The 20,140-nt window shown below is 58.7% G+C and carries 22 protein-coding genes and 1 riboswitch; of the genes, 10 read left to right on the top strand and 12 right to left on the bottom strand.

Annotated features, from left to right (window positions below; translation table 11 throughout):
* The first annotated feature begins 158 nt into the window (after positions 1-158).
* On the top strand, positions 159-521 hold the full coding sequence (locus ACR0DY_RS19155; RefSeq protein ID WP_480484893.1) for a cupin domain-containing protein: 363 nt from the start codon (positions 159-161) through the stop codon (positions 519-521).
* 32 nt (positions 522-553) lie between these two features.
* Here ACR0DY_RS19155 and ACR0DY_RS19150 read toward each other — a convergent pair whose 3' ends face one another.
* The 6 genes from ACR0DY_RS19150 to ACR0DY_RS19125 form a co-directional block, all read right to left on the bottom strand.
* Complete coding sequence (locus ACR0DY_RS19150) at positions 554-1,486, bottom strand: hypothetical protein (protein WP_480484892.1); 933 nt, start codon at positions 1,484-1,486, stop codon at positions 554-556.
* A 7-nt stretch (positions 1,487-1,493) separates the two neighbouring features.
* The gene (locus ACR0DY_RS19145) at positions 1,494-2,807 is read right to left on the bottom strand and encodes a TRAP transporter large permease (protein WP_480489259.1); all 1,314 of its coding nucleotides are present in this window, start codon (positions 2,805-2,807) and stop codon (positions 1,494-1,496) included.
* A 4-nt stretch (positions 2,808-2,811) separates the two neighbouring features.
* Positions 2,812-3,345, bottom strand: coding sequence for a TRAP transporter small permease (locus tag ACR0DY_RS19140; RefSeq protein ID WP_480484890.1), 534 nt, complete (start codon positions 3,343-3,345; stop codon positions 2,812-2,814).
* A gap of 70 nt (positions 3,346-3,415) precedes the next feature.
* A complete protein-coding gene (locus ACR0DY_RS19135; protein ID WP_480484889.1) occupies positions 3,416-4,393 on the bottom strand; it encodes a TRAP transporter substrate-binding protein in 978 nt (325 codons plus the stop codon).
* Between the two features lie 54 nt (positions 4,394-4,447).
* The gene (locus ACR0DY_RS19130) at positions 4,448-5,698 is read right to left on the bottom strand and encodes an NAD(P)/FAD-dependent oxidoreductase (protein WP_480484888.1); all 1,251 of its coding nucleotides are present in this window, start codon (positions 5,696-5,698) and stop codon (positions 4,448-4,450) included.
* Entirely contained in the window at positions 5,695-6,828 is a 1,134-nt protein-coding gene (locus tag ACR0DY_RS19125; protein ID WP_480484887.1) for an enolase C-terminal domain-like protein, read from the bottom strand. Before ACR0DY_RS19125 ends, ACR0DY_RS19130 begins: the two co-directional genes overlap by 4 nt.
* 97 nt (positions 6,829-6,925) lie before the next feature.
* On the opposite strand from ACR0DY_RS19125, the gene ACR0DY_RS19120 reads away from it, so the two are divergent.
* Positions 6,926-7,846: a LysR family transcriptional regulator gene (locus tag ACR0DY_RS19120; RefSeq protein ID WP_480484886.1), complete on the top strand. Its 921-nt coding sequence runs from the start codon at positions 6,926-6,928 to the stop codon at positions 7,844-7,846.
* Here the strand turns inward: ACR0DY_RS19120 and ACR0DY_RS19115 are convergent.
* Positions 7,807-9,501: a thiamine pyrophosphate-binding protein gene (locus ACR0DY_RS19115; protein WP_480484885.1), complete on the bottom strand. Its 1,695-nt coding sequence runs from the start codon at positions 9,499-9,501 to the stop codon at positions 7,807-7,809. The genes ACR0DY_RS19120 and ACR0DY_RS19115 overlap by 40 nt on opposite strands.
* 111 nt (positions 9,502-9,612) lie before the next feature.
* Between ACR0DY_RS19115 and ACR0DY_RS19110 the strand changes: the two genes are divergently transcribed.
* Together ACR0DY_RS19110 and ACR0DY_RS19105 are read left to right on the top strand one after the other, a co-directional pair.
* Complete coding sequence (locus ACR0DY_RS19110) at positions 9,613-10,317, top strand: GntR family transcriptional regulator (RefSeq protein WP_480484884.1); 705 nt, start codon at positions 9,613-9,615, stop codon at positions 10,315-10,317.
* Positions 10,314-11,024: an aspartate/glutamate racemase family protein gene (locus ACR0DY_RS19105; RefSeq protein WP_480484883.1), complete on the top strand. Its 711-nt coding sequence runs from the start codon at positions 10,314-10,316 to the stop codon at positions 11,022-11,024. The genes ACR0DY_RS19110 and ACR0DY_RS19105 overlap by 4 nt, the downstream gene beginning before the upstream one ends.
* Positions 11,025-11,064: 40 nt before the next feature.
* Here ACR0DY_RS19105 and ACR0DY_RS19100 read toward each other — a convergent pair whose 3' ends face one another.
* The 4 genes from ACR0DY_RS19100 to ACR0DY_RS19085 all read right to left on the bottom strand — a co-directional run bounded on the left by ACR0DY_RS19100 (position 11,065) and on the right by ACR0DY_RS19085 (position 14,673).
* Positions 11,065-11,700 carry a nucleoside/nucleotide kinase family protein gene (locus tag ACR0DY_RS19100; protein WP_480547574.1) on the bottom strand — a complete coding sequence of 212 codons (636 nt, stop codon included), beginning with the start codon at positions 11,698-11,700 and terminating at the stop codon, positions 11,065-11,067.
* Positions 11,697-12,473: an ATP-binding cassette domain-containing protein gene (locus tag ACR0DY_RS19095; protein ID WP_480484881.1), complete on the bottom strand. Its 777-nt coding sequence runs from the start codon at positions 12,471-12,473 to the stop codon at positions 11,697-11,699. The genes ACR0DY_RS19100 and ACR0DY_RS19095 overlap by 4 nt, the downstream gene beginning before the upstream one ends.
* On the bottom strand, positions 12,473-13,546 hold the full coding sequence (locus ACR0DY_RS19090) for an ABC transporter permease (RefSeq protein ID WP_209508213.1): 1,074 nt from the start codon (positions 13,544-13,546) through the stop codon (positions 12,473-12,475). The genes ACR0DY_RS19095 and ACR0DY_RS19090 overlap by 1 nt, the downstream gene beginning before the upstream one ends.
* A gap of 107 nt (positions 13,547-13,653) precedes the next feature.
* On the bottom strand, positions 13,654-14,673 hold the full coding sequence (locus ACR0DY_RS19085; protein ID WP_480489243.1) for a substrate-binding domain-containing protein: 1,020 nt from the start codon (positions 14,671-14,673) through the stop codon (positions 13,654-13,656).
* 189 nt (positions 14,674-14,862) lie between these two features.
* On the opposite strand from ACR0DY_RS19085, the gene ACR0DY_RS19080 reads away from it, so the two are divergent.
* From ACR0DY_RS19080 to ACR0DY_RS19055, 6 genes are all read left to right on the top strand, one after another.
* Positions 14,863-16,053 (top strand): ROK family transcriptional regulator, encoded by a 1,191-nt coding sequence (locus tag ACR0DY_RS19080; RefSeq protein WP_480827119.1) that lies wholly within the window; start codon positions 14,863-14,865, stop codon positions 16,051-16,053.
* A gap of 121 nt (positions 16,054-16,174) precedes the next feature.
* Positions 16,175-16,373: riboswitch (cobalamin riboswitch) on the top strand.
* Positions 16,374-16,505: 132 nt separating this feature from the next.
* On the top strand, positions 16,506-17,291 hold the full coding sequence (locus tag ACR0DY_RS19075) for a DUF4198 domain-containing protein (RefSeq protein WP_480547572.1): 786 nt from the start codon (positions 16,506-16,508) through the stop codon (positions 17,289-17,291).
* A gap of 6 nt (positions 17,292-17,297) precedes the next feature.
* Positions 17,298-17,909: a cobalt transporter CbiM gene (gene cbiM / locus ACR0DY_RS19070; protein WP_480484878.1), complete on the top strand. Its 612-nt coding sequence runs from the start codon at positions 17,298-17,300 to the stop codon at positions 17,907-17,909.
* The gene (locus ACR0DY_RS19065; protein WP_480484877.1) at positions 17,906-18,469 is read left to right on the top strand and encodes a cobalt ABC transporter permease; all 564 of its coding nucleotides are present in this window, start codon (positions 17,906-17,908) and stop codon (positions 18,467-18,469) included. Before cbiM ends, ACR0DY_RS19065 begins: the two co-directional genes overlap by 4 nt.
* Positions 18,469-19,248, top strand: coding sequence for a cobalt ECF transporter T component CbiQ (gene cbiQ / locus ACR0DY_RS19060; RefSeq protein ID WP_480484876.1), 780 nt, complete (start codon positions 18,469-18,471; stop codon positions 19,246-19,248). The genes ACR0DY_RS19065 and cbiQ overlap by 1 nt, the downstream gene beginning before the upstream one ends.
* Positions 19,245-19,895: an energy-coupling factor ABC transporter ATP-binding protein gene (locus ACR0DY_RS19055; protein ID WP_480484875.1), complete on the top strand. Its 651-nt coding sequence runs from the start codon at positions 19,245-19,247 to the stop codon at positions 19,893-19,895. The genes cbiQ and ACR0DY_RS19055 overlap by 4 nt, the downstream gene beginning before the upstream one ends.
* 16 nt (positions 19,896-19,911) lie before the next feature.
* Here the strand turns inward: ACR0DY_RS19055 and ACR0DY_RS19050 are convergent, their stop codons facing one another.
* On the bottom strand, positions 19,912-20,127 hold the full coding sequence (locus ACR0DY_RS19050; RefSeq protein WP_480484874.1) for a hypothetical protein: 216 nt from the start codon (positions 20,125-20,127) through the stop codon (positions 19,912-19,914).
* Positions 20,128-20,140 lie beyond the last annotated feature (13 nt).

The following is a 20,140-nucleotide window of genomic DNA, read 5'->3' as shown; positions in this document are numbered from 1 at the left end:
TGACACCCGTCGAGCTGTTGCGGCAAAACGCTCCGGCCACCCGTCCCATAATCGCCCTCAGCGAAGGCAACGACCCCCGCATCACAAAAGGGGCCATCAACGCGCAGAGGGGGGTCGTGCTGTTTTGAAACACACGCTCAGCAGGAGGGTATGATGTCATGACATCTCAGGTTCTCAATCTCTTCGGTGCGCCCGCAACACGCAGCGAACGGCGTCTGGCCGATCTTCCGGGCCGCGTTGTCGAAGGCGATCCGCATCACCAGATCGGGATGCATTTTACCAGTCCGGATGGCAAGTTGTCGGCGGGCACATGGACCTCGACGCCCGGAAAATGGCATGCGTTCACGGACAAAGACGAATATTGCTATATTGTCAAAGGCCATTGCGCTTTGATCCACGAAGACGGCACCCGACAGGATTTTCGCGACGGGGCAAGTTTTCTGATCCCGAACGGGTTTCGCGGCTATTGGGAAGTCATTGAGGAAACGACGAAGCACTTTGTGATCCGGGATTGCACGTAAGACCCGCAAGGTGCTCCGAAGTGCAGATGCCGTTACGAGGGGTAGTTGTTCTTGCCATAAAGGCGCTGCATGATCATGGGCGTCAGGTACATCGGGATCTGATACGCGCCGATGAAGGCCATGATCGGGGCGGTGACATCGGGTGGCAGGGCGACAAAGAATATGGCGATGTTCCGGTTTCCCGCGATGATCGATATCGCGGTCGATTTGTCTGCGGGCAGCCGGTTTCGGCTCAGGTGAAATGCAACGGCTTGTGCCCCGAAATTGGCCAGACAGGCGAGCGCGATCCAGAAGGTTGCAATGGCGGGATTGTTCAGGGCCGTGGCGCTGACCGAAGGCATCAGCCCGATGACAAAGACGGCCAAGGTAAGTGTCGCCAATCCCTCCAAATTCTGCAGCATCGCGGGTGAAGGTGCACGCAGAACTGTGCGCCGGGTGATAATGGCAGCCGCGGTTGCAAGTACGATGGTTAGCAGCAATTGCAACCCGGCCTGCAAGACAGATTGAATATCCCCCAGTTCGGGCATGAGCAGAAATACGGGCAATGCGGTCAGCGGCAACAGCGCCGTACCCACAACCATCAGCCGCATCGCGTGTTCAGGCGGATGGCCCATCATCAGGCACATATTGGGACTGCCTGAAATGGACGGGGCCGCCGCCATGATCAGCAGGGACAAAAGGACAGGCGTTCCAGTCCACCCCCCCGCAAACCCGATGGCCAGCACGATCAGCGGCATCACGAATTGAAACCCGATGACTGTGAATGCAACCTTCTGCAGATCACTCAGCGACCCGAGAATGGTTTCCGGGTTCATCCTGAGGACCGTGACGAACAGCAACAACACGACCAGAGGCGGCAGCAGGTTTCGCATCGGCTCGGCCAGGGACGGCAGCAGAAGGCCAGCCGCCAGCCCGGTGATCAGAACATGAGGGCCATGGCGCGCCGCCAGATGAAGCGGGTTCAAGGCCGTTCTACCCGCCCGGGCTTTGGCGCAGATTTTCCGGCAGCCAGGTCGCCAGATCCGGGAACCAGATGAGGATGAAAACCATTAATACCATGATCAGGAACATCGGGATCGCGGCGCGTGCAATGTAGCTCATTTCGTGGTTTGTCATGCCCTGCATCACGAACAGGTTGAACCCGATTGGCGGTGTGATTTGCGCCATCTCGACAACAACCACGATGAAGATGCCGAACCAGATCAGGTCGATCCCGGCGTCACGGATCATCGGTTCAACCACGGCCATGGTCAGCACGACCGAAGAAATCCCGTCCAGAAAGCATCCCAGAATGATGTAGAATACCAGCAAGACCATCAGCAGCTCGAACCGTGTCAGATCCCATCCTGCGATCAGGTCGGCCAGTCCGCGTGGGAGGCCGGTAAACCCCATCGACAGCGACAAAAAGGCTGCCCCCGCAAGGATCAGGGCGATCATCGCACTGGTGCGCGTGGCCCCCATCAGGCTTTCGGTAAAGGTCTTCCAGGTCAGCGACCCCTGACCGGCGGCCAGCAAAAGCCCCCCGATCACGCCGAAAGCGGCGGCTTCGGTCGCGGTGGCATAGCCTAGATACATCGACCCGATGACAACGGTGATCAGCAGGATCACAGGCAGCAGAAAGCGTGAGTTTTTGACTTTCTCGGAAAAGCTCAGTTTGCTTTCGTCATTCGGGTTCCAGTCCTTTCCCAGCTTGGAATACAGCGCGACATAGCCCATGAACATCGCCGCAAGAACAAGGCCGGGGAGGATACCGGCGAAGAACAGCTTGGTGATCGATTCATTGATCGTCACCCCGTAGACGATCAGGGTCAGGGACGGAGGGATCATCAGCCCCAAAGTGGCCGCACCGGTCAACGTGCCGATGATCATCCGTTCGGGGTAATTGCGTTTGCGCAACTCGGGGATCGACATCTTTCCGACGGTCGTTAGGGTTGCCGCTGATGACCCCGAGACAGCGGCAAAGACAGTACATCCAACGATATTCGTATGCACCAGACCACCCGGCAGGGGGGCCATCCATGGCGACAACCCCTTGAACATGTCCTCGGACAGTCGCGTTCGGTACAGGATCTCGCCCATCCAGATGAACATTGGCAGGGCGGTCAGGGTCCACGAGGACGATGCCGACCAGATGGTCGTGATCATCACGTCACCCACGGGGCGTGTCGTGAACAGCTCCATCCCGACCCAGGCAACACCCATCAGGGCCAGTCCGACCCACACGCCGGTGCCCAACAGGGTAAAAAGCACAAAGAGGAAGAGGATGATAACAGCCAGGTTTTCCATGCGCTTACTCTCCGTGACTCTGATCGGCCAGATCGCGGATGATGCGATGTTCACCGCGGAACAGGACATGGATCAGATGATCCGTCAGGGCGATGGCAAGGATCACGGCACCGATCAGCATCGCCGATTGAGGGATCCAAAGGGCGGTTCTATCCTGCCCCTGGCTGACATCGTTGAATTTCCAGCTCCAGTAGACAAAGCGATAGGCATACCAGCAGAAATACCACATGACAGCCGTGCCAATGGCAAAGCACCAGATTTCAAGAATGCGCCGCACCCCGTCTGGCACCGCGTTCAGCAGGATCGATACGCGGATGTGACTGCCCCGGTTCAGTGCGTTGGCAAACGCCAGAAAAGAGGCGGCAGCCATCGCATAACCGGCATAGTCCGGTGCGCCGGGAAACACTTCGCCGGTCCAGCGGGCCAGCATCTGCACTACGATCAGCAGCAATATGGCAATCAGGCTGAGTGCCGCCAGAACCCCTGCCGCCAGATAAATGAAATCCAATACGGACCGAAGCCCTCGCAAAACCGCCATGCCGTCCCCGCTGTGTTCTGATTGGATGTGAAACGGGCGGCAGGATATGCCACCGCCCGTTCGGAAAGGATTACTGCGACGAATTGAAGGCGTCGACGATGGCCTTGCCTTCGTCCCCAGCGGCCTCCAGCCATTCATTGGTCATGGTCACGCCAATCTCTTTCAACTCCTGCACCATCTGATCCGATGCCGGGCCAACGGTCATGCCGCCATCCCGCAGGCCTTGCAAGGTAAAGCCGGTGTATTCCTTAGCGCGCCAGTTCCCGGCATATTCCGCCAGTTCCGCACAGCCCTTGATGACGTTCTTGTTGGCATCGGATACACCAGACCAGACGTCGGAATTGACCATCACATAGTTGCGCGGCAGCCAGGCGTCGACCTCGTAGAAATAGTTCAGGCTTTCCCAAACCTTGCGGTCATACCCGGTTGATCCCGACGATATCATTGAATCCGCGACCCCGGTTGCAAAAGCCTGGCTGATTTCAGCCGCTTCGATGGTGACCGGCAGCATCCCGGTCAACTCGGCCAGCCGCGAAGTGGCGTTGTTGTACGAGCGGAACTTGATACCCTTCATCTCGGCGACCGAGTTCACCTCGTTTTTGAAATAAAGACCCTGCGGCGGCCACGGCACTGCATAAAGCAGTGTCAGGTTTTGTTCGGCCAGCAGGCTTTCGATCGAAGGTTTGGCTGCTTCCCAAAGCTTGGCGCTGTCGTCGAATGAAGTTGCAAGAAACGGGATGGAATCAAACCCGAACAATGCGTTTTCGTTCTGATGTCCGGACAGCAACCGCTCACCGATCGGGGCTTGTCCGGTCTGGATCGCGCGTTTGATGTCGGCGCCCTTGAACAGCGATCCGGACGGGTGCGTGACGATTTCGATCTCACCACCGGTGCCGGTGGTGACGCATTTGGCAAATTCCGCACCCGTGGCCGAGTGGAAGTTTGACGCCGAATAGGCCATCGGCATGTCCCATTTTTCGGCCATGGCGGGTGCAGCAGCGGTGGCAGTCAGCGCAGTTGCCGCCAGAAGGTTCGTCAGTTTCTTCATCATTCTTCTCCCTGTTGAATTTGGAAACACCGGCGTTTTTCACCGGTTTGTTTGTTATTTTGCGTATCGTGACGGCGCGTAGACGCTCATGTCGACATTTGGCGTTCTGCCCGCAATCATCTGCGCCAGAAGGCGCCCGGTTTTTGGCCCGCCTGTCAGGCCGATATGGTGATGACCAAAGCCCATGTAGGCCCCTTTGATACCGGGCACATCGCCAATGACCGGGATCGAGTCAGCCGGGGCGGGCCTGTGCCCCATCCATTCCACTTCCTCCTTCCATGTCACGCCCGGGAACGCCGCCCGGGCATTTTTGCGCATCAACTCGAACGGAGCGCGCGAGGGCGGCGCATCCAGCCCTCCGAACTCAACAATGCCCGCCAAGCGTATGCGCCCATCCATCGGTGTCGCAACGAACTTGCCCGAGACAACCATAACCGGGCTGCGCGGCATCGCGGAAGGCTCTACCAATTCAAGATGATAACCACGTTCGCTTTCAAGAGGAACAGAAACTCCCAAGCGCTTTGCCAATGGGCCCGACCAGATCCCGGCCGTCACGACGGCTGCGTCACAAGCAATTGTCTCGCCACCGGCCCGAACACCGGTGACATGTCCGTTTTCCCGAACCACATCTTCGACATTTGCGCGTATGAAGCGACCGCCGTTCGCCTCAACATGCGCGGCAAGGTCTTTCACGTACCGGCCGGGGTCGGTGATGTGGCCATGATCCGAAAGCCGGGCGGCAAATCCGATGCCCTGACTGTAAACCGGGTCATATTCATGGAAGGCGTGACCTTCCAATTCGTCCCACTGAAACCCGTTCCTGCGCCGGATATCCCAACCAAAGGCATCTTCCTCAAAATGTTCGCGATCCCTGTAAAGAAACAGGTAATCTGAAGGAACCAGCCACTTTTCCGCCCCCGTTCCGGCCGCCAGCGCCTTGTGATCATTCAGACTGTCGCCAACGATGGATGTCAGTGCTGCGGCGATCCTCTCGACGTCGGCGGCGTTTGCATGTCTGAGGTATTTCCAAAGCCACGGAAGAAGCTTTGGTAAATACCCCCATTTCAGGAACAACGGTTGCGAGGGGCTCATCAGCATCTTCGGTGCTTTTCCCAACAATCCGGGGACTGTTACCGGTACGATCGAACACGAGGCCAATACCCCGCCATTCCCGTGCGAGGTACCTTCGGCAGGGCCTGCCTTGTCGATCAGGATCACATTGTGACCATCCCGCTGCAGCCAAACCGCAGTCGAAACGCCGACAATTCCGGCCCCTATGATGGCTATGGTTTTCTTTTCCGTCATTCTGTCACCGCCTTGGCAACCGCATAATGATTCAGTTTGGTCAGATCGGGTCTTCCGCCAAGTCCGGGGCCTTGAGGCACGCAAACCTGACCGTCCTTGACCTGAAATGGCTGCTCCAGAATGTCCTCTTTCAGGAAATAGGACGCCTGATAAAACTCACAGCCCAGAGAGATTTCCGGTGTCGCGGCAATCATGTGCGTGCCCGCCAAATGGGCCAGGCCAGCCTCGAACATGTCACCTCCATAGGCCGTCAGGCCATGGGCCGCAGCGATGCGCGCAACCGTCTGCCCGCGGGTCGGGCCGCCTGACTTCATGATCTTCACCGAAACCCCGTCGCAGATCCCTTCGCGTGCCGCGCGCTCCATGTCTTCGGGGCCAAAGACGCTTTCGTCGGCCAGAAGGGGAACATCCGTCATCTGCCGCAGCTTTGCCATCATGCCAAACTGATGGGCGCGGACAGGTTGTTCAATGAAATCCGGTTTGAACTGAGCGACGTCCCGCACCTGCGATGGCGCATCATCAATGCTGAGCCCTTGATTATAGTCCACGCGGACCGAGAGCTCCGGGTCGTTCTGGGCAAGGTACTCCAGCCGCATGATGTCGAAGGCGTGATCCTTGAACCCGGTCTTGAGTTTGACAATCCGAACACCATCCTCACGCAGGCGTGCCAATAGTTCGATGTCCTGGGCAAAGTCGGGATTTGCGATGGAACAACTCAGCGGAATGCTGTCGCGGAAGCGACCACCCAACAAGGACCAGACCGGAACACCGCTGATCCGGCCTGCCAAATCCAACAGCGCGGTTTCCAGCGCGGCCTTGGCTTCGGTGCAATGTGCCACGGCGTAAGCCGCACGTGCCATGATGGCGGCCCGATCCCCAACGCATGCCCCAAGAACGTGAGGGCGCAGATAACGGTCCAGCGCGGCAAAACTCGCTTCGGGTGTTCCGGTGAATACCGACCAGGGCGACGCCTCGCCATACCCTTGGGTGCCATCCTCGGATGTCAGGCGCAGGATGACGACTTCGCAAACGCCTTCAACCGATCCGATGCCGTGATCCCGGCGGGATGTGACCGGCAGTTCAAGATGCCACAGGTCATAACCGATGATTTTCTGTGCCAGATTGCTCATTTCGCCCCCTGTCGATGGGGAAAGCCTGCCTTGACCGGACTATCATTTCAAATACTATATTTTCGTAAGTTCATCAGAAAAAGTGATGTGATCATCGTTGTCCCTGCGCTTTCGCCAACTTCAGGCTTTTCATGCCATAATGGAAACCGGAACTGTGACCGGCGCGGCCTCGGTTCTTGGGATATCGCAACCCGGCATCAGCAACCTTCTGGCACAGCTTGAACGCGAAGCGCGTCTGCCTCTGTTTGAACGGACAAAAGGCCGATTGCTGCCAACCCCTGAGGCCGAGATGCTATTTCGCGAGGTCGACACGGTCGTGCGCGGGCTGGACCACGTGGCGCAGGCCGTGACCGATTTGCAAAACAAACATCCCGGACAGTTGCAGGTTGCCGCGCCGCACCTGTTGTCCTTTGGTTTCATGCCCCGCGAGATCGCGCGGTTTGCCAAAACGCGCCCCAACCTGTCTGTCAGCTTTCAGTCGCAATATTCATCCAAGATTCAGGAATGGGTCATCTCGGGCCTGTTTGAAATCGGTATTGTCGAGATGCCCATTCTGCATGACACACTGAACTATCAGGAGTTTCAGTTTGAAACGCTCGCGACTTTTCCTGAGGGCAGTCCCTTGGCCGAGCACGACGTTCTGACGCCAGAGATATTGGAAAACGAACCCTTCATCGTAATGGGGCCGGAACATCAGACCCATCGCCGGACCCGCGACATCTTTCAGACATCCGGTCACACATGGCGCACCCAGATACACACCCATCTTTCCGAAAACCTGCTGAGCTTTGTAAAACAGGGTATGGGGGTCGCGATGATCGACCCCTTTACCGTGACCTTTGACGACGAGAGCGGGTATCTGACCCGCCCATTTGCGCCGCCAGTCATGCTGGATCTTGCGATCATCACGGCAAAGGGACGCCCTCTGTCCACGATTGCGCAGGAATTTCTGGCCCAGTTGACCCCGTCAATTGCCGCTTACGCGACCCATTCCGAGACCGGTGCGGCCGCTTCGTGAAGCGGCTGTGAGTGAATGTCGACAAGTGTTGGGCCGTCATGCTCAATCGCCTGTTTCAGCACGCGCGTCAGATCCTCGGGGTCTTTGACGGTCCAGGATTTGACGCCAAAGGCCGCCGCAACAGCGGCGTGGTCTGTCCGGTTGAAATCAACATTGTAATAGCGCTGACCAAATCCCGCTTTCTGGCCAGCCTTGATCCATCCGAAGACTGAGTTCGAGAAGACGATCGAAGTGATTGGCATATTGTGCCGGACCATCGTTTCAAACTCGCCGCAGGTGAACCCGAACGAGCCATCGCCCATGACCGACAGGGTTTTAACCGATGGCCGCCCGACATGTGCCCCCATGGCCGCGCCCAGCGAATACCCCAGCGCCCCATGTGCCCGGTTGGTGATGAAATGGCGCCCCGGTTTCCGCCAGCGGTAATATGCGCTGAAATAGGGGCAGGGGGTGCCGGGGTCAGCGACCACAATCGAGTCGTCATCCAGAATGTCCATCAAGGACGCCATGACAGCCTCGGGCCGGATCGGCGTCTCGCGACTTGCGGCCAGCGGGGCGAACGCGGTCCTCTTGGCCTCCCAAGCGGCGCGGGCTTTGGCTGCTCCGCCTTGGCTGGTCAGGTCCTGCCGGTTTTCCAGTGCCAGCGCCAAAGCCTCCAGCGCCAGACGGGCATCAGCGCAGATAGCCACTTCGGTCTGGTAATTGGCGCCGATCACCATCGGATCGCTGTCGATATGGATGATCGTGGTGCTGCGCCCGGGGCTTCGCCACCGTTCCGTTGTGACCGAACCGGCGCGGCAGCCAATGAACAAAACGACATCGGCCTGATCCACGACTGCGCGGGTTGCCGGGATGCCCCCGTTCGACCCGACAACGCCCAGGGCAAGCGGGTCGGTCTCGGCAATGGACCCCTGACCCGACACGGTCGTGGCCACGGGCATGTCCAGCAGGCCTGCAACCCGGCGCAGCGCATCGGTCGCCCGGGACAAAACCGGCCCGCCACCACAGACCGCAACCGCGGATTTGGCCCCTGCAAGAATGGCAGCCGCTGCTTCGATGGCGTCCGGGTCAGGTGCGGCCCGTTCAGCGGGATAGCTGCGGTGCCTGTCATCCGCCCAGATTTCAGCCTCGTCTACCTGCCCCTTCTGCGTGTCAAACGGCAGCGCCAGATGCGTCGCACCGGGCGTGCCGGTCGTCATCGCCCTGAAGGCGGCCCGAACCATGGCCGGAAGCCGCGCTGCGTCGTCGAGGGATGTGTTCCATTTGGCCAGAGGCCGGAACAGCGCAGGCTGATCCAGTTCGGTCAACGGGTATTTACCGCGGCTGGTCGTCGCCACATCCGACGTGATTGCCAATATCGGAACCGAGCTTTCGTTGGCCTCGACCACTCCGGGCAAGATATAGGTCGCACCACCGCCGGACGGGCCCTCGCACACGCCGGGCTTGCCGGTGACGCGGGCATAGCCATCCGCCATATAGGCCGCGTGCCGTTCATCCCGTGTCAGAATGTGCTGAATGCCGTGATCCATCCGGGCAAGGGCATCATAAAAGGGCAAAGTGGTATCGCCGCACAGGCCAAACATATGCGTCACACCATGCGCTTCCAGCATACGCACCATGGCTTCGGCTCCGGTCAGAAAATTTGTCCCTGTCATGGTTGCGAGTCCCTTGTGTTAAAACTGTACTCAGGCCTGTATACAGTTTTGTATATTGATTTCAAGCTCAGCGTGTGGCACCTGTGATTCAAACGAAGAAGGGCAGGGGTAATGGCGGGTCCGCGCGTCGATGATATCTATGATCAGGTCAAGGCGATGGCGGTTTCGTTTCGCCTGCGCCCCGGCGACCGCCTGAACGAAGTGGCGTTGTCCAGGGATCTGGGCGTCAGCCGCACCCCGCTGCGCGAGGCGTTGAACCGTCTGGTTGCCGAACGGCTTTTCGACTTCCGCCCCGGACAAGGCTTTTTCTGCCGCCCGCTGGACGCGCAAAGCGTGTTCGACCTGTTCGAACTGCGCCAGATCATCGAAACAGCGGCGGCGCGTGCGGCCTGTGCCAAGGCATCGGACCACGACCTGCAATTGCTGCGGGACGAGCTTTACGCAACGGGCATCGACATCACCGGTCTGACTGTCGAAGAAGCCGTCAACCGGGATGAGGCGTTTCATTTGGGTATCGCGAAGCTGTCGGGAAACATGGAACTGCTGCAAACCCTGGCGCGGATCAACGACCGTATCCGCTATATCCGTTGGATTTCCATGAGCCTGGACCGCGTGCAACGCTCAAAGGACGAACACAAACGCGTCATGCAGGCTTTGATGGACCGGAACGCGGATGAGGCGGCACGGGTTCTGGCTGCACATATCTCCAAGCGTATGGATCAGGTGCAGGATGCCGTGCGTCACGGGATTTCGAACATCTACATGGAAGGGTCGGACGATATTTCGACCCGTATCATCGAGGAGGTTGAGGGATGATCGCGCAGGGCGGCAAATCCATCTACGGCGCGTCTGTCGGCATTCTGATGCTGGATGCCCGCTTTCCCCGCATTCCCGGCGATATGGGCAACGCGCAGACCTGGCCCTTTCCGGTTCACTACCGCATTGTGCGCGATGCCTCGCCGGATCGGGTGGTACGGCACAAAGCCGAAGGCATGCTCGACGTGTTCATCGACGCGGCGCAGGAGCTTGTCAAAGATGGTGTGGACGGGATTACCACCAATTGCGGGTTTCTGTCGCTGTTCCAAAAAGAGCTGGCCCAGGCGGTCCCGGTTCCGGTGGCCACATCGTCCCTGATGCAGGTTGAAATGGTCAACCGCATCCTGCCGGCGGGAAAACGCGCCGGGGTTCTGACCATATCAGCCTCCACTCTGACCCAAGATCACTTGCTGGCCGCCAATGTTCCATTGGACACGCCTATCGGCACAACCGAAGGCGGGGCGGAGTTCACCCGCGCAATCCTTGGAAATGAGCTTGGTCTTGATGTGGAAAAGGCCCGCAAAGACAATGTCGAAGCCGCAATGGCCCTGACATCGGAACACACCGATCTTGGCGCGATCGTGCTGGAATGCACGAATATGTGCCCCTACGCGCCCGATATTCAGCGCGCCACAGGGCTGCCCGTGTTTTCTATCGTGTCTTTCGTGAAGTGGTTTCAGGCCGGTCTTGTTCCGCCCACCTACTAGACAAGTGACACGGGCGCTCTGACTGACCCGCCCTAAGATGTCACAGGTTCAGGTCGCCTTGTACCGAGTTCCGGATCACCCGCTCGGCATTCGGAATGTCGTTTGAAAGCGCCCGCTCTCTTGCGGACTGTTTGTCCAGCCCAAACCCAACCCAACGGTCGGTGAGCCGGGTTTCCAGTGTAGCAAGATCGACGCCCAGAAACACCTTGAGCGCCCATAAGGGATGAAGGCCCACCCAGCCCGGTTCATCCAGCAAAAGGTAATTGCCTTCAACCAGAATGACCCGCTGATCAGGCGAGATCATTGATCGGGCAGCGATCGCCAGATCAAGCTTTCGGTCGAAGCCCGGAATTGCAACTTCATCTTCGGTGCGCAAACGCACAAGCAAGGCATGAAGCCCGGCAAGATCGAAGGTTTCCGGCGCGCCCTTGCGGGCGAAAAGCCCGCGTTCCTTCAGGATCGCGTTGTCAAAGTGAAAACCGTCCATTGGCACAAGCCCTGCTGACACGCCGCGCCGGTTCAGCTTGGCCGTGGCAAGGCTGGCAACGGTGCTTTTCCCGGATCCGGGCGGGCCCGCAATCGCGACAAGTTGCCGGTGTCGGGCCGGCGGCAGCGCCTCAACGGCGTCGACGATGCTGTCGGCCAGAACGTCAGGGGCGGTGCTGCCACCGGTCATGCAGCCTGATCCTCGGGCGGTGCGTCCTTGGCCCCGGTCATGAATGCTACGGCGTCGGACATCGAATAGTCCTTGGGGTCAATCACACACAGGCGTTTTCCCAGCCTGTGCACGTGAATCCGGTCTGCGACTTCAAAAACATGGGGCATGTTGTGGCTGATCAGGATGATCGGAATGCCGCGTGATTTCACATCCTGGATCAGTTCAAGGACCCTGCGGCTTTCCTTTACGCCCAGTGCTGCTGTCGGTTCGTCCAGAATGATGACCTTGGACCCGAACGCCGCCGCGCGTGCCACGGCAACGCCCTGACGTTGTCCACCCGACAGGGTTTCGACGGCCTGATTGATATTCTGGATGGTCATCAGACCCAGTTCGCTCAGCTTTTCGCGGGCGAACTTTTCCATCGCCGGACGGTCTAGCATGCGAAGCCACGACCCGAGCGGCCCCTTTCGCCGAATTTCCCGCCCCATGAACATATTGTCCGCAATCGACAGGGCAGGGGACATGGCAAGCGTCTGGTACACGGTTTCAATACCGGCTTCACGCGCGTCGATCGGTGAATGGAAATTCACCTTTTGACCTTCCAGCCAAACATCGCCTTCGTCTGGCGTCACTGCGCCCGACACTGCCTTGATCAGAGTCGACTTACCCGCGCCATTGTCGCCGATCACCGCCAGAATCTCACCCGGCATCAGGTCAAAATCGCAGTGATCCAGCGCAGTCACCTTGCCGTAGCGTTTCACAAGGTTCCGTCCTTTGAGAATGGGTTCCATCAGGCTGCTACCTTTCTGATCCACTGGTCGACCGCGACCGCTGCGATGATAAGGATGCCGATCAGCAGGAACGTCCATTGTGCATCCGCGCCCAACAACCGCAGCCCAAGCGTAAAGACACCCACGATCAGGGCACCGAACAGGGACCCCAGAATAGACCCGCGACCGCCAAACAGCGATATCCCTCCGATCACGACCGCCGTGATGCTTTCGATATTGGCCAGCTGGCCCGAGGTTGGCGAAACCGACCCGATCCGACCAATCAGGGCCCAGCCCGCAAAGGCGCAGATCAGGCCGGACAGCATGTACACGGATATCAGCGTGCGGTGTACGTTGACACCGGACAGCTCTGCCGCTTCGGGGTCATCCCCGACGGCATAAACATGCCTGCCCCAGGCCGTGTGCCGCAACGCGTATGCAAGGACGAGGATCAGCGCCAGCATGAAGACGACGCCGACGGTAAACACCGCCCCGCCCACGTTAAACTTGGCACCAAACAGTTGCAGGATGGCGGCGTGTTCCTCAATCTCCTGCGACCGGATCGTTTCGTTTTGTGAATAAAGAAAATTCGCCGCAAGAACGATCTGCCACATGCCAAGGGTGACGATGAAAGGTGGCAGCTTGATGCGACTGACCAGAAACCCGTTCAAGGCCCCGATTGCCGAGCCAACAGCAAGGCCGCACACAATCGCAACCGAAGGAGGCATTCCATAGCGGAAAGTGAATTGCCCCATCACAACCGACGACATCACCATGATGGCCCCAACACTCAGGTCGATGCCTGCGGTCAGGATCACAAGGCTCTGCGCCGCGGCAACGATCCCGACGATCTGAACCTGTTGCAAGATCAATGTCAGCGCAAAGGGCGAAAAGAACTTGGGGCCCAGCAAGACACCAAAGATGACGATGGCAGCGACAAGGACAATCAGCGGGACCAGCGACGGGTTCACATGCAGAAAATGCTGAACAGTTCCGACAAATCCGCGTTGGTGATCGTCAAATTCGGCAACTTGCTCTGGGCTGCCCTTTGCGGCGGTTTCGAAATCGTCGGCTTGTCGTGAAGAATCGGACATGGAACTTCCCCCAAAGCGTCAGGTTTATGACGACTTTAGCAAGGTTTCGGGCGTGTGGGTGGTTTTGATAAGTGGAAGGCCGCGCAGCGGCCTTCCACACGTTCAGCTTAACCCCAGCAGAGGTCCATGCCTTCCTGAACCGAGATGGACTCGACGCCGTCGGCGGCCTTATCCGTCACAAGCGCCACGCCAGTGTCAAAAAAGTCCTTACCGGGTGTGTTCTCGGGTTTCGTCCCTTCGTCCGCCCATTTCTTGACAGCCTCAACGCCCAGCGATGCCATCAGCAGCGGGTATTGCTGGGATGTTGCGCCGATGACCCCGTCCGCCACGTTCTGCACGCCGGGGCAGCCGCCATCGACGGAAACGATCAGCACGTCATTTTCGCGCCCGATAGCCTTGAGCGCCTCGTAAGCACCCGCTGCCGCCGGTTCGTTGATGGTATGCACCACGTTGATCATCGGGTCTTTGGCCAGCAGGTTCTCCATCGCGCGGCGGCCGCCTTCTTCGTTGCCAGCGGTGACATCGCTGCCAACAAGACGCGGGTCGTCTTCATCGCCAATCACGTTCGGATCGGCCAGATCAACACCGAACCCCTGCAGGAACCCCTGATTGCGAAGCACATCCACAGTGGGCTGGCTGACCGCAAGGTCCAACGTGGCGATTTTGGCGTCGTTTGCCGCATCTCCCAGAGTGGCTTTTGCCCATTGTCCGATCAGAAGCCCCGCAAGGAAATTGTCGGTGGCAAAGGTCGCGTCGGCCGAGTCGATGGGCTCAAGCGGGGTGTCCAGCGCAATCACCAGCAGCCCGGCATCGCGGGCCTGCTGCACCGCCGGAACGATGGACGACGTATCCGACGCGGTCAGCAGGATACCCTTTGCGCCATCCAGAATGCAGGTTTCGATGGCCTGAACCTGAGTTTCGTGGTCGCCGTCGACTTTGCCGGCAAAGGCCTTCAGCGTCATGCCAAGCTCTTCGGCTTTAGCGGTCGCACCCTCTCTCATTTTGACAAAGAAAGGGTTGGTATCCGTCTTGGTGATCAGGCAAACGGTTTCACCTTCGGCCATTGCACTGCTTGCCATGGCCGTAACCGCCAGCGCCGTAGCGCCTGCAAGTTTCGCAAGTTTCATCGGTAGTCCTCCCAGTTTTCCCAATGCCCGTCCGGGCATACGTCTGATCAGGCGAAAACCGGCCCGATCGAACGTGAAAACCATCACAAGATTCGAATTTCGAGTCAATAAATAAATCACTCTTAATTATTATTGACAGAAAGGAAGGGTTTCAACATTGTCGTCATGAAGGGGATGGCCGTGTCTGCAATGAACTCTTTGGACAATACCACTGGCGTACGCGAGCCAGATATGCGCGGCACCAACCAAAGTGGAATGCGGGCCCGAAATGAACGGCTTGTCCTGTCACTGGTCCGGCGCCATCAGGCCCTCGCAAAATCTGAAATCGCGCGGATGACCGGGCTGTCGGCGCAGACGGTCTCGGTCATCATGCGCCAGTTGGAAACCGATGGGCTGCTTCTGCGGGGCGAACCGATCCGGGGAAAAGTCGGACAGCCCTCGGTTCCCATGCGCCTGAACCCGGATGGCGCTTATTTCTTTGGGCTCAAAGTCGGGCGGCGCAGTACCGAATTGGTGCTGACGGATTTCCTTGGCAATGTCAGGCACCGTGAGCGGCGGACTTATGATTTTCCGACACCCGAGGCGACATTGAGCTTTTCCAAAGAAAGCCTCGACAAAGTGATGGCGTCACTGTCGCCCGAGGCGCGCAGCCGGATCGCGGGTCTTGGGATTGCGATGCCGTTCTACCTTTGGGACTGGGCGCAGACATTGCAGGTTCCGCAGGAGAAAATGGATCCGTGGCGTGACGCGGACCTGAAAGGCGCGCTGGCCGCAAGCTATGACTTGCCGGTATTCCTGCAGAACGACGCAACGGCCGCCTGCGGTGCCGAGCTGGTCTTTGGCCCTGCGGAAGGTCCACGAGATTTCCTGTATTTCTATGTCGGCTTCTTCATCGGGGGTGGAGTGGTTCTGAACGGCTCCATCTTTTCGGGGCGGGGAAATGCCGGTGCGCTTGGTCCATTGCCTGTGCCGGACGACGCAGGCGGAGTAAAACCATTGATAGATGTCGCCAGTCTTTATGTGCTGGAGCGCGCAGTTGGTGGGAATGCCGAAACAGCCGGCTCAATCTGGGAAACGACACAGCATTGGGACATACCGGAAACCCACCTTGAGAACTGGTTGAAACAGGCGGCGCACGGGATCGCACATGCCATCGTCTCGTCTTGCAGCCTGATCGACTTCGAATCTGTCAAGATTGATGGCTGGATGCCCACAGGCATCAAGGCGCGGCTGGTGGAATTGGTCGAGGTCAAGCTATCAGACATGAACCTGACCGGGCTTGAACGGCCCTTGGTGCAGGTGGGGACGGCAGGCCCGGATGCCCGCTCATTGGGGGCGGCCAGTTTGCCATTGTCGGAAAGATACCTGCTCGAAGGGTAGGTTCATTCCCGAAAAACCCTGACCTGCATCCAAAGCGGATCCGTCGGAAAAAGGGCATCGCCCGCTAAACTTTTTGACAGCCAGCGCAATTGATCGTTGACGGATGCCGAAGAAGTCTGGCAAGCCGCTCGGCATGTCCGGTTCCGGGGCGTGCTCTGGAATCAATAGGGAATGCGGTGCGGGCTTTGGCCCAATTCCGCAACTGCACCCGCAACTGTAAGCGGCGAGCAGGGCTGAAGTGCCACTGGTGTTAATCCGGGAAGGCCAGCCCAACGCTTTGACCCGCAAGTCAGGATACCTGCCGGACATGTGCCTTTGACAAGGGCACTCCTAATCGGCGACGGGATGTGCGTCGGAGCAGGATGCTTGAAAAAGCAGCTTAGCTTGGACATCCCCGCAGTCAAAACGCATCTCGTACCGGGGTTGGTACGATGGGACAAGGACGACTATTGATGACCAAGCTGCTTTCCGCAGCCGCTGTGGCGATAGCGCTTCCAGCGATGGCAAATGCTCATTTCCTGCTGGAATACACCGCTGACACCATGATCGACGCACCGGGGAATGTTCCGGTCAAGCTGATCTTTTGGCATCCGTTCTCGAACGGGCACGTTATGGATCTGGACAAGCCGCAGGAATTCTACGTGATCCACAACGGTCAGAAAACCGACCTGCTGGATACCCTGGAACCCGTGCGTTTCACCGGTGGCGAAAACGAAGGCGCGGCATTCAAGGGTTATGTTCCCGTCAAACGGTCGGGCGACTATGTGCTGGTGACTGTTCCCCAGCCCTATTACGAGGAATCCGAGAATATCTATATCCAGCAGATTGCCAAGGCATTCCTGAACCGCAACGAACTGCCGACCGACTGGATGAACCCGGTGGGCTTGCCGGTTGAGATCATCCCGCTCAACAAACCAACCAACATCATCGCGGGTTCGACGTTTACAGGTCGGGTTATGGCCGAAGGCCAACCGGTTGCGGGTGCCGAGATCGAGATCGAGTACATGGCCGCAGAACCGGACATGGAAAGCGCGGCCGCTTCCGCCCCGTCGGTCTCGCCGATGCCGGGTGGTGCATTGGTCGCAATTTCGGATGATAACGGGTATTTCACGTTCGGCGTTCCAAAAGCCGGATATTGGGGATTTGCCGCACTCGGCGCCGGTCCCGTGACCGAACACAACGGCAAAGAACTCAGCCAGGACGCGGTGATCTGGATCCGCGCCTGGGATTTGGAGTAACCGTAGATGCACATCGTTGACGGAGCCTTGTCCAACCCTGTCGTGATCGGCGGTGCAGTCGCTGCTGCGGGTGGAATTGCCATGGGCCTCAGGTCGCTGGATCTTGATCGCATCCCCACTGCGGGAGTGCTGTCTGCCAGCTTTTTCGTGGCATCGCTGATTCATGTGCCGATTGGCCCTTCGTCAGTGCATCTGATCCTCAACGGAATGGCCGGGCTTTTGTTGGGCTGGGCCGCATTCCCGGCCCTGTTCGTCGGGCTTTTGCTGCAGGCCGTCTTCTTTGGCTTTGGCGGGTTGACGGTATTGGGGATCAACACCCTGAACATCGCGTTGCCCGCGGTTTTGGCCGGGCTGATCTTTGGCCGCCTGATCGCCCATGGCTCACCTCTGCAAGGTGCGATATGGGGCGGGGTCGGCGGTGCCTTTGCCATCGCCGCTACAACCGGCATGGTTGCGTTTTCACTGGCCTTGTCCGGGGATGCATTCCTGCCAGCGGCCAAGCTTGTTTTCTTTGCACATATTCCTGTCATGGCGATTGAGGCGATCCTGACCGGGTTCGCGGTTTTGCTGGCGCGCAAGGTCAAGCCCGAGCTGTTTGTCAAAGGAGCGGCCGCGTGAGGTACCTGGCGATCATTCTGGCGCTGTGCTGCGCACCCGCACCTGCCTTGGCGCATAAGGTCATAGCCGGAGTGTTTGAATCCGGTGACGCCATCGAAGGCGAAATCGGCTTTTCCAATGGTGACATGGCAAGCGGGGCCGAGGTCATCGTCAACGGCCCGGACGGAGCCGAGCTGGGCCGTATCGTAACAGATGCAGACGGGTTCTTTATCTACACGCCAAACGCGCCGGTGGCCCATACTTTCTTTGCAAACCTTGGTGCCGGGCATGTGGCCGAGGTCACCATGCCCGCTGCGGATGTCGCCCGGATCATGGGCGTTGAAGCGGAACCCGACACCGCGCCGACAAACGCACCTGCCCAGACAGCGGCGGTGCTCAGCGATGAACAACAACAGGTCATTGCCAGGGCCGTGCGGGATGAGCTGCGCCCGCTGCGTCGGGAAATAGCGGCTTACCGCGAACAAAATGACCTGCAAACTGTTCTGGGTGGGATCGGATATATCGTCGGTCTGTTTGGTCTGGGCTTTTACTTTGCGGCACGCCGCAAGCTGGCGGCCTGATGGCGCACGTTCTGGGGCAACAGGAAAGCACGCTGATCAAAGCGGGCGCGCAGCGGCGCGGCGCGATCAACCCGCTTGATCCAAGGATGCGGATCGTCATGGCGGTTGTCTTCGCGGTGGTGACTGTCGCGGTGTCCTCGCTGACAGCGCTGTGCGCGGCTTTGGCGGTGTCCCTTTCGCTTCTTGCCGCGTCGCGTCTGCCCTGGCGGAAAACGTTGAAACGCATGGCCATGATGGATGGGTTCATCCTTTTCATGCTGGTGCTGTTGCCATTCTCCATGCCCGGCGACCCGATGTTCACGCTCTGGGGGTTTCCCGCAAGCTGGCAGGGTTTCTGGAAAGCGGTCGAGATCGCCTTGACGGCCAACGCGGTCATCCTGTCCCTGATGGTGCTGGTCGGCACGATGGAGCCGGTCACGCTTGGCCACGCCCTGCACCGCCTGCGCTGCCCCGAAAAGCTGGTTCACCTTCTGATGTTCACCATCCGCTATATCGAGGTTCTGCGGGAAGAATACCTGCGCCTGCGCGCGGCCATGAAGGTACGCGGTTTTCGCCCGGCAACAAACTGGCACACCTATCGTAGTTTTGGCTATCTCGTGGGCATGATGCTGGTGCGCGCGATCGAAAGATCCGAACGCATACTTGATGCGATGAAATGCCGGGGGTTTTCAGGCCGTATGCTGCTGCTTCAGGACTTTGCCCTGACCCGAAGGGACATCGTTTTTGCCGCAGGTCTTGGTGCCCTTTGCGCGGGTCTGATCATACTGGATTTGGCATGACACTGATTGCGCTTGAAGATATCTGCTTTGCCTACCCTGGTCAGCCACCCGTTCTGGACGGTGCCAGCCTCAGCCTGTCCGCCGGTCAACGCCTGTCGCTGACGGGTCCGAACGGGGCGGGAAAATCGACCTTGCTGCGCATCACGCTTGGCTTGCAGCGCCCACGGTCCGGCACGGTCACGATCTTTGGTCAGCAAAGGGTGCAAGAGGCCGATTTTCACGACGTACGCCGCCGGGTGGGGCTTGTGTTTCAGGATGCGGATGATCAACTGTTCTGCCCGACCGTCGCCGAGGATATCGCCTTTGGCCCGCTCAACCTGGGCAGAACGCGCGACGAAGCGCTTGCTATCGTTGAAAACGTATTGAGTGATCTGGACCTGATGCATCTGAAGAACCGCATCACCCACAAATTGTCAGGGGGTGAAAAACGGCTGGTTACGCTGGCGACCGTTCTGGCGATGGAGCCCGAGGTTCTGCTGCTTGATGAACCCACCAACGCGCTGGACCCACGGAACGAGGCCCGGCTGCTGGAAATCCTCCGGGAATTGCCGCAAGCGATCCTTCTTGTCAGCCATTCCCCGGCCTTCCGTGCTGAACTGGCACCGGATGCGCTGGATTTGCGAGACGGAAAACTGGTTGCTGTCTGACAGGACCAATCCGGGTTCAGCCCTGCCGCTTCCGGCTCATAAGCCCATATCTGACCGCCCATGCCCGAAACGACAGGCGTCTGCGCCGGTCCTGTTTCACCGGGTGTTTTGATTGCGCGCCACCTTTTCGGTTGAACTCGAAAACGTCGATGATGCGCTCGGCGCAACCGCAGGCTTCGCCCATGCCAACTTTGGCAAAGTAGAATTTTTCGAAACGTTCCGGGTTTTGCATAGCGCCCCTCCTG

Source organism: Ruegeria sp. O6 (assembly GCF_056535045.1).
This window is presented reverse-complemented; position numbering and strand designations above follow the sequence as displayed.

What these genes read in the sequence shown, in the direction of transcription:
- ACR0DY_RS19095 (WP_480484881.1), bottom strand. Translation starts at nt 12,473, where the DNA reads ATGGAACCCATTCTCAAAGGACGGAACCTTGTGAAACGCTACGGCAAG.
- ACR0DY_RS19145 (WP_480489259.1), bottom strand. Translation starts at nt 2,807, where the DNA reads ATGGAAAACCTGGCTGTTATCATCCTCTTCCTCTTTGTGCTTTTTACC.
- ACR0DY_RS19090 (WP_209508213.1), bottom strand. Translation starts at nt 13,546, where the DNA reads ATGTCCGATTCTTCACGACAAGCCGACGATTTCGAAACCGCCGCAAAG.
- ACR0DY_RS19115 (WP_480484885.1), bottom strand. Translation starts at nt 9,501, where the DNA reads ATGACAGGGACAAATTTTCTGACCGGAGCCGAAGCCATGGTGCGTATG.
- ACR0DY_RS19075 (WP_480547572.1), top strand. Translation starts at nt 16,506, where the DNA reads ATGACCAAGCTGCTTTCCGCAGCCGCTGTGGCGATAGCGCTTCCAGCG.
- ACR0DY_RS19080 (WP_480827119.1), top strand. Translation starts at nt 14,863, where the DNA reads ATGAACTCTTTGGACAATACCACTGGCGTACGCGAGCCAGATATGCGC.
- ACR0DY_RS19105 (WP_480484883.1), top strand. Translation starts at nt 10,314, where the DNA reads ATGATCGCGCAGGGCGGCAAATCCATCTACGGCGCGTCTGTCGGCATT.
- ACR0DY_RS19135 (WP_480484889.1), bottom strand. Translation starts at nt 4,393, where the DNA reads ATGAAGAAACTGACGAACCTTCTGGCGGCAACTGCGCTGACTGCCACC.
- ACR0DY_RS19110 (WP_480484884.1), top strand. Translation starts at nt 9,613, where the DNA reads ATGGCGGGTCCGCGCGTCGATGATATCTATGATCAGGTCAAGGCGATG.
- ACR0DY_RS19055 (WP_480484875.1), top strand. Translation starts at nt 19,245, where the DNA reads ATGACACTGATTGCGCTTGAAGATATCTGCTTTGCCTACCCTGGTCAG.
- ACR0DY_RS19140 (WP_480484890.1), bottom strand. Translation starts at nt 3,345, where the DNA reads ATGGCGGTTTTGCGAGGGCTTCGGTCCGTATTGGATTTCATTTATCTG.
- ACR0DY_RS19050 (WP_480484874.1), bottom strand. Translation starts at nt 20,127, where the DNA reads ATGCAAAACCCGGAACGTTTCGAAAAATTCTACTTTGCCAAAGTTGGC.
- ACR0DY_RS19155 (WP_480484893.1), top strand. Translation starts at nt 159, where the DNA reads ATGACATCTCAGGTTCTCAATCTCTTCGGTGCGCCCGCAACACGCAGC.
- ACR0DY_RS19125 (WP_480484887.1), bottom strand. Translation starts at nt 6,828, where the DNA reads ATGAGCAATCTGGCACAGAAAATCATCGGTTATGACCTGTGGCATCTT.
- cbiM (WP_480484878.1), top strand. Translation starts at nt 17,298, where the DNA reads ATGCACATCGTTGACGGAGCCTTGTCCAACCCTGTCGTGATCGGCGGT.
- ACR0DY_RS19100 (WP_480547574.1), bottom strand. Translation starts at nt 11,700, where the DNA reads ATGACCGGTGGCAGCACCGCCCCTGACGTTCTGGCCGACAGCATCGTC.
- ACR0DY_RS19130 (WP_480484888.1), bottom strand. Translation starts at nt 5,698, where the DNA reads ATGACGGAAAAGAAAACCATAGCCATCATAGGGGCCGGAATTGTCGGC.
- cbiQ (WP_480484876.1), top strand. Translation starts at nt 18,469, where the DNA reads ATGGCGCACGTTCTGGGGCAACAGGAAAGCACGCTGATCAAAGCGGGC.
- ACR0DY_RS19085 (WP_480489243.1), bottom strand. Translation starts at nt 14,673, where the DNA reads ATGAAACTTGCGAAACTTGCAGGCGCTACGGCGCTGGCGGTTACGGCC.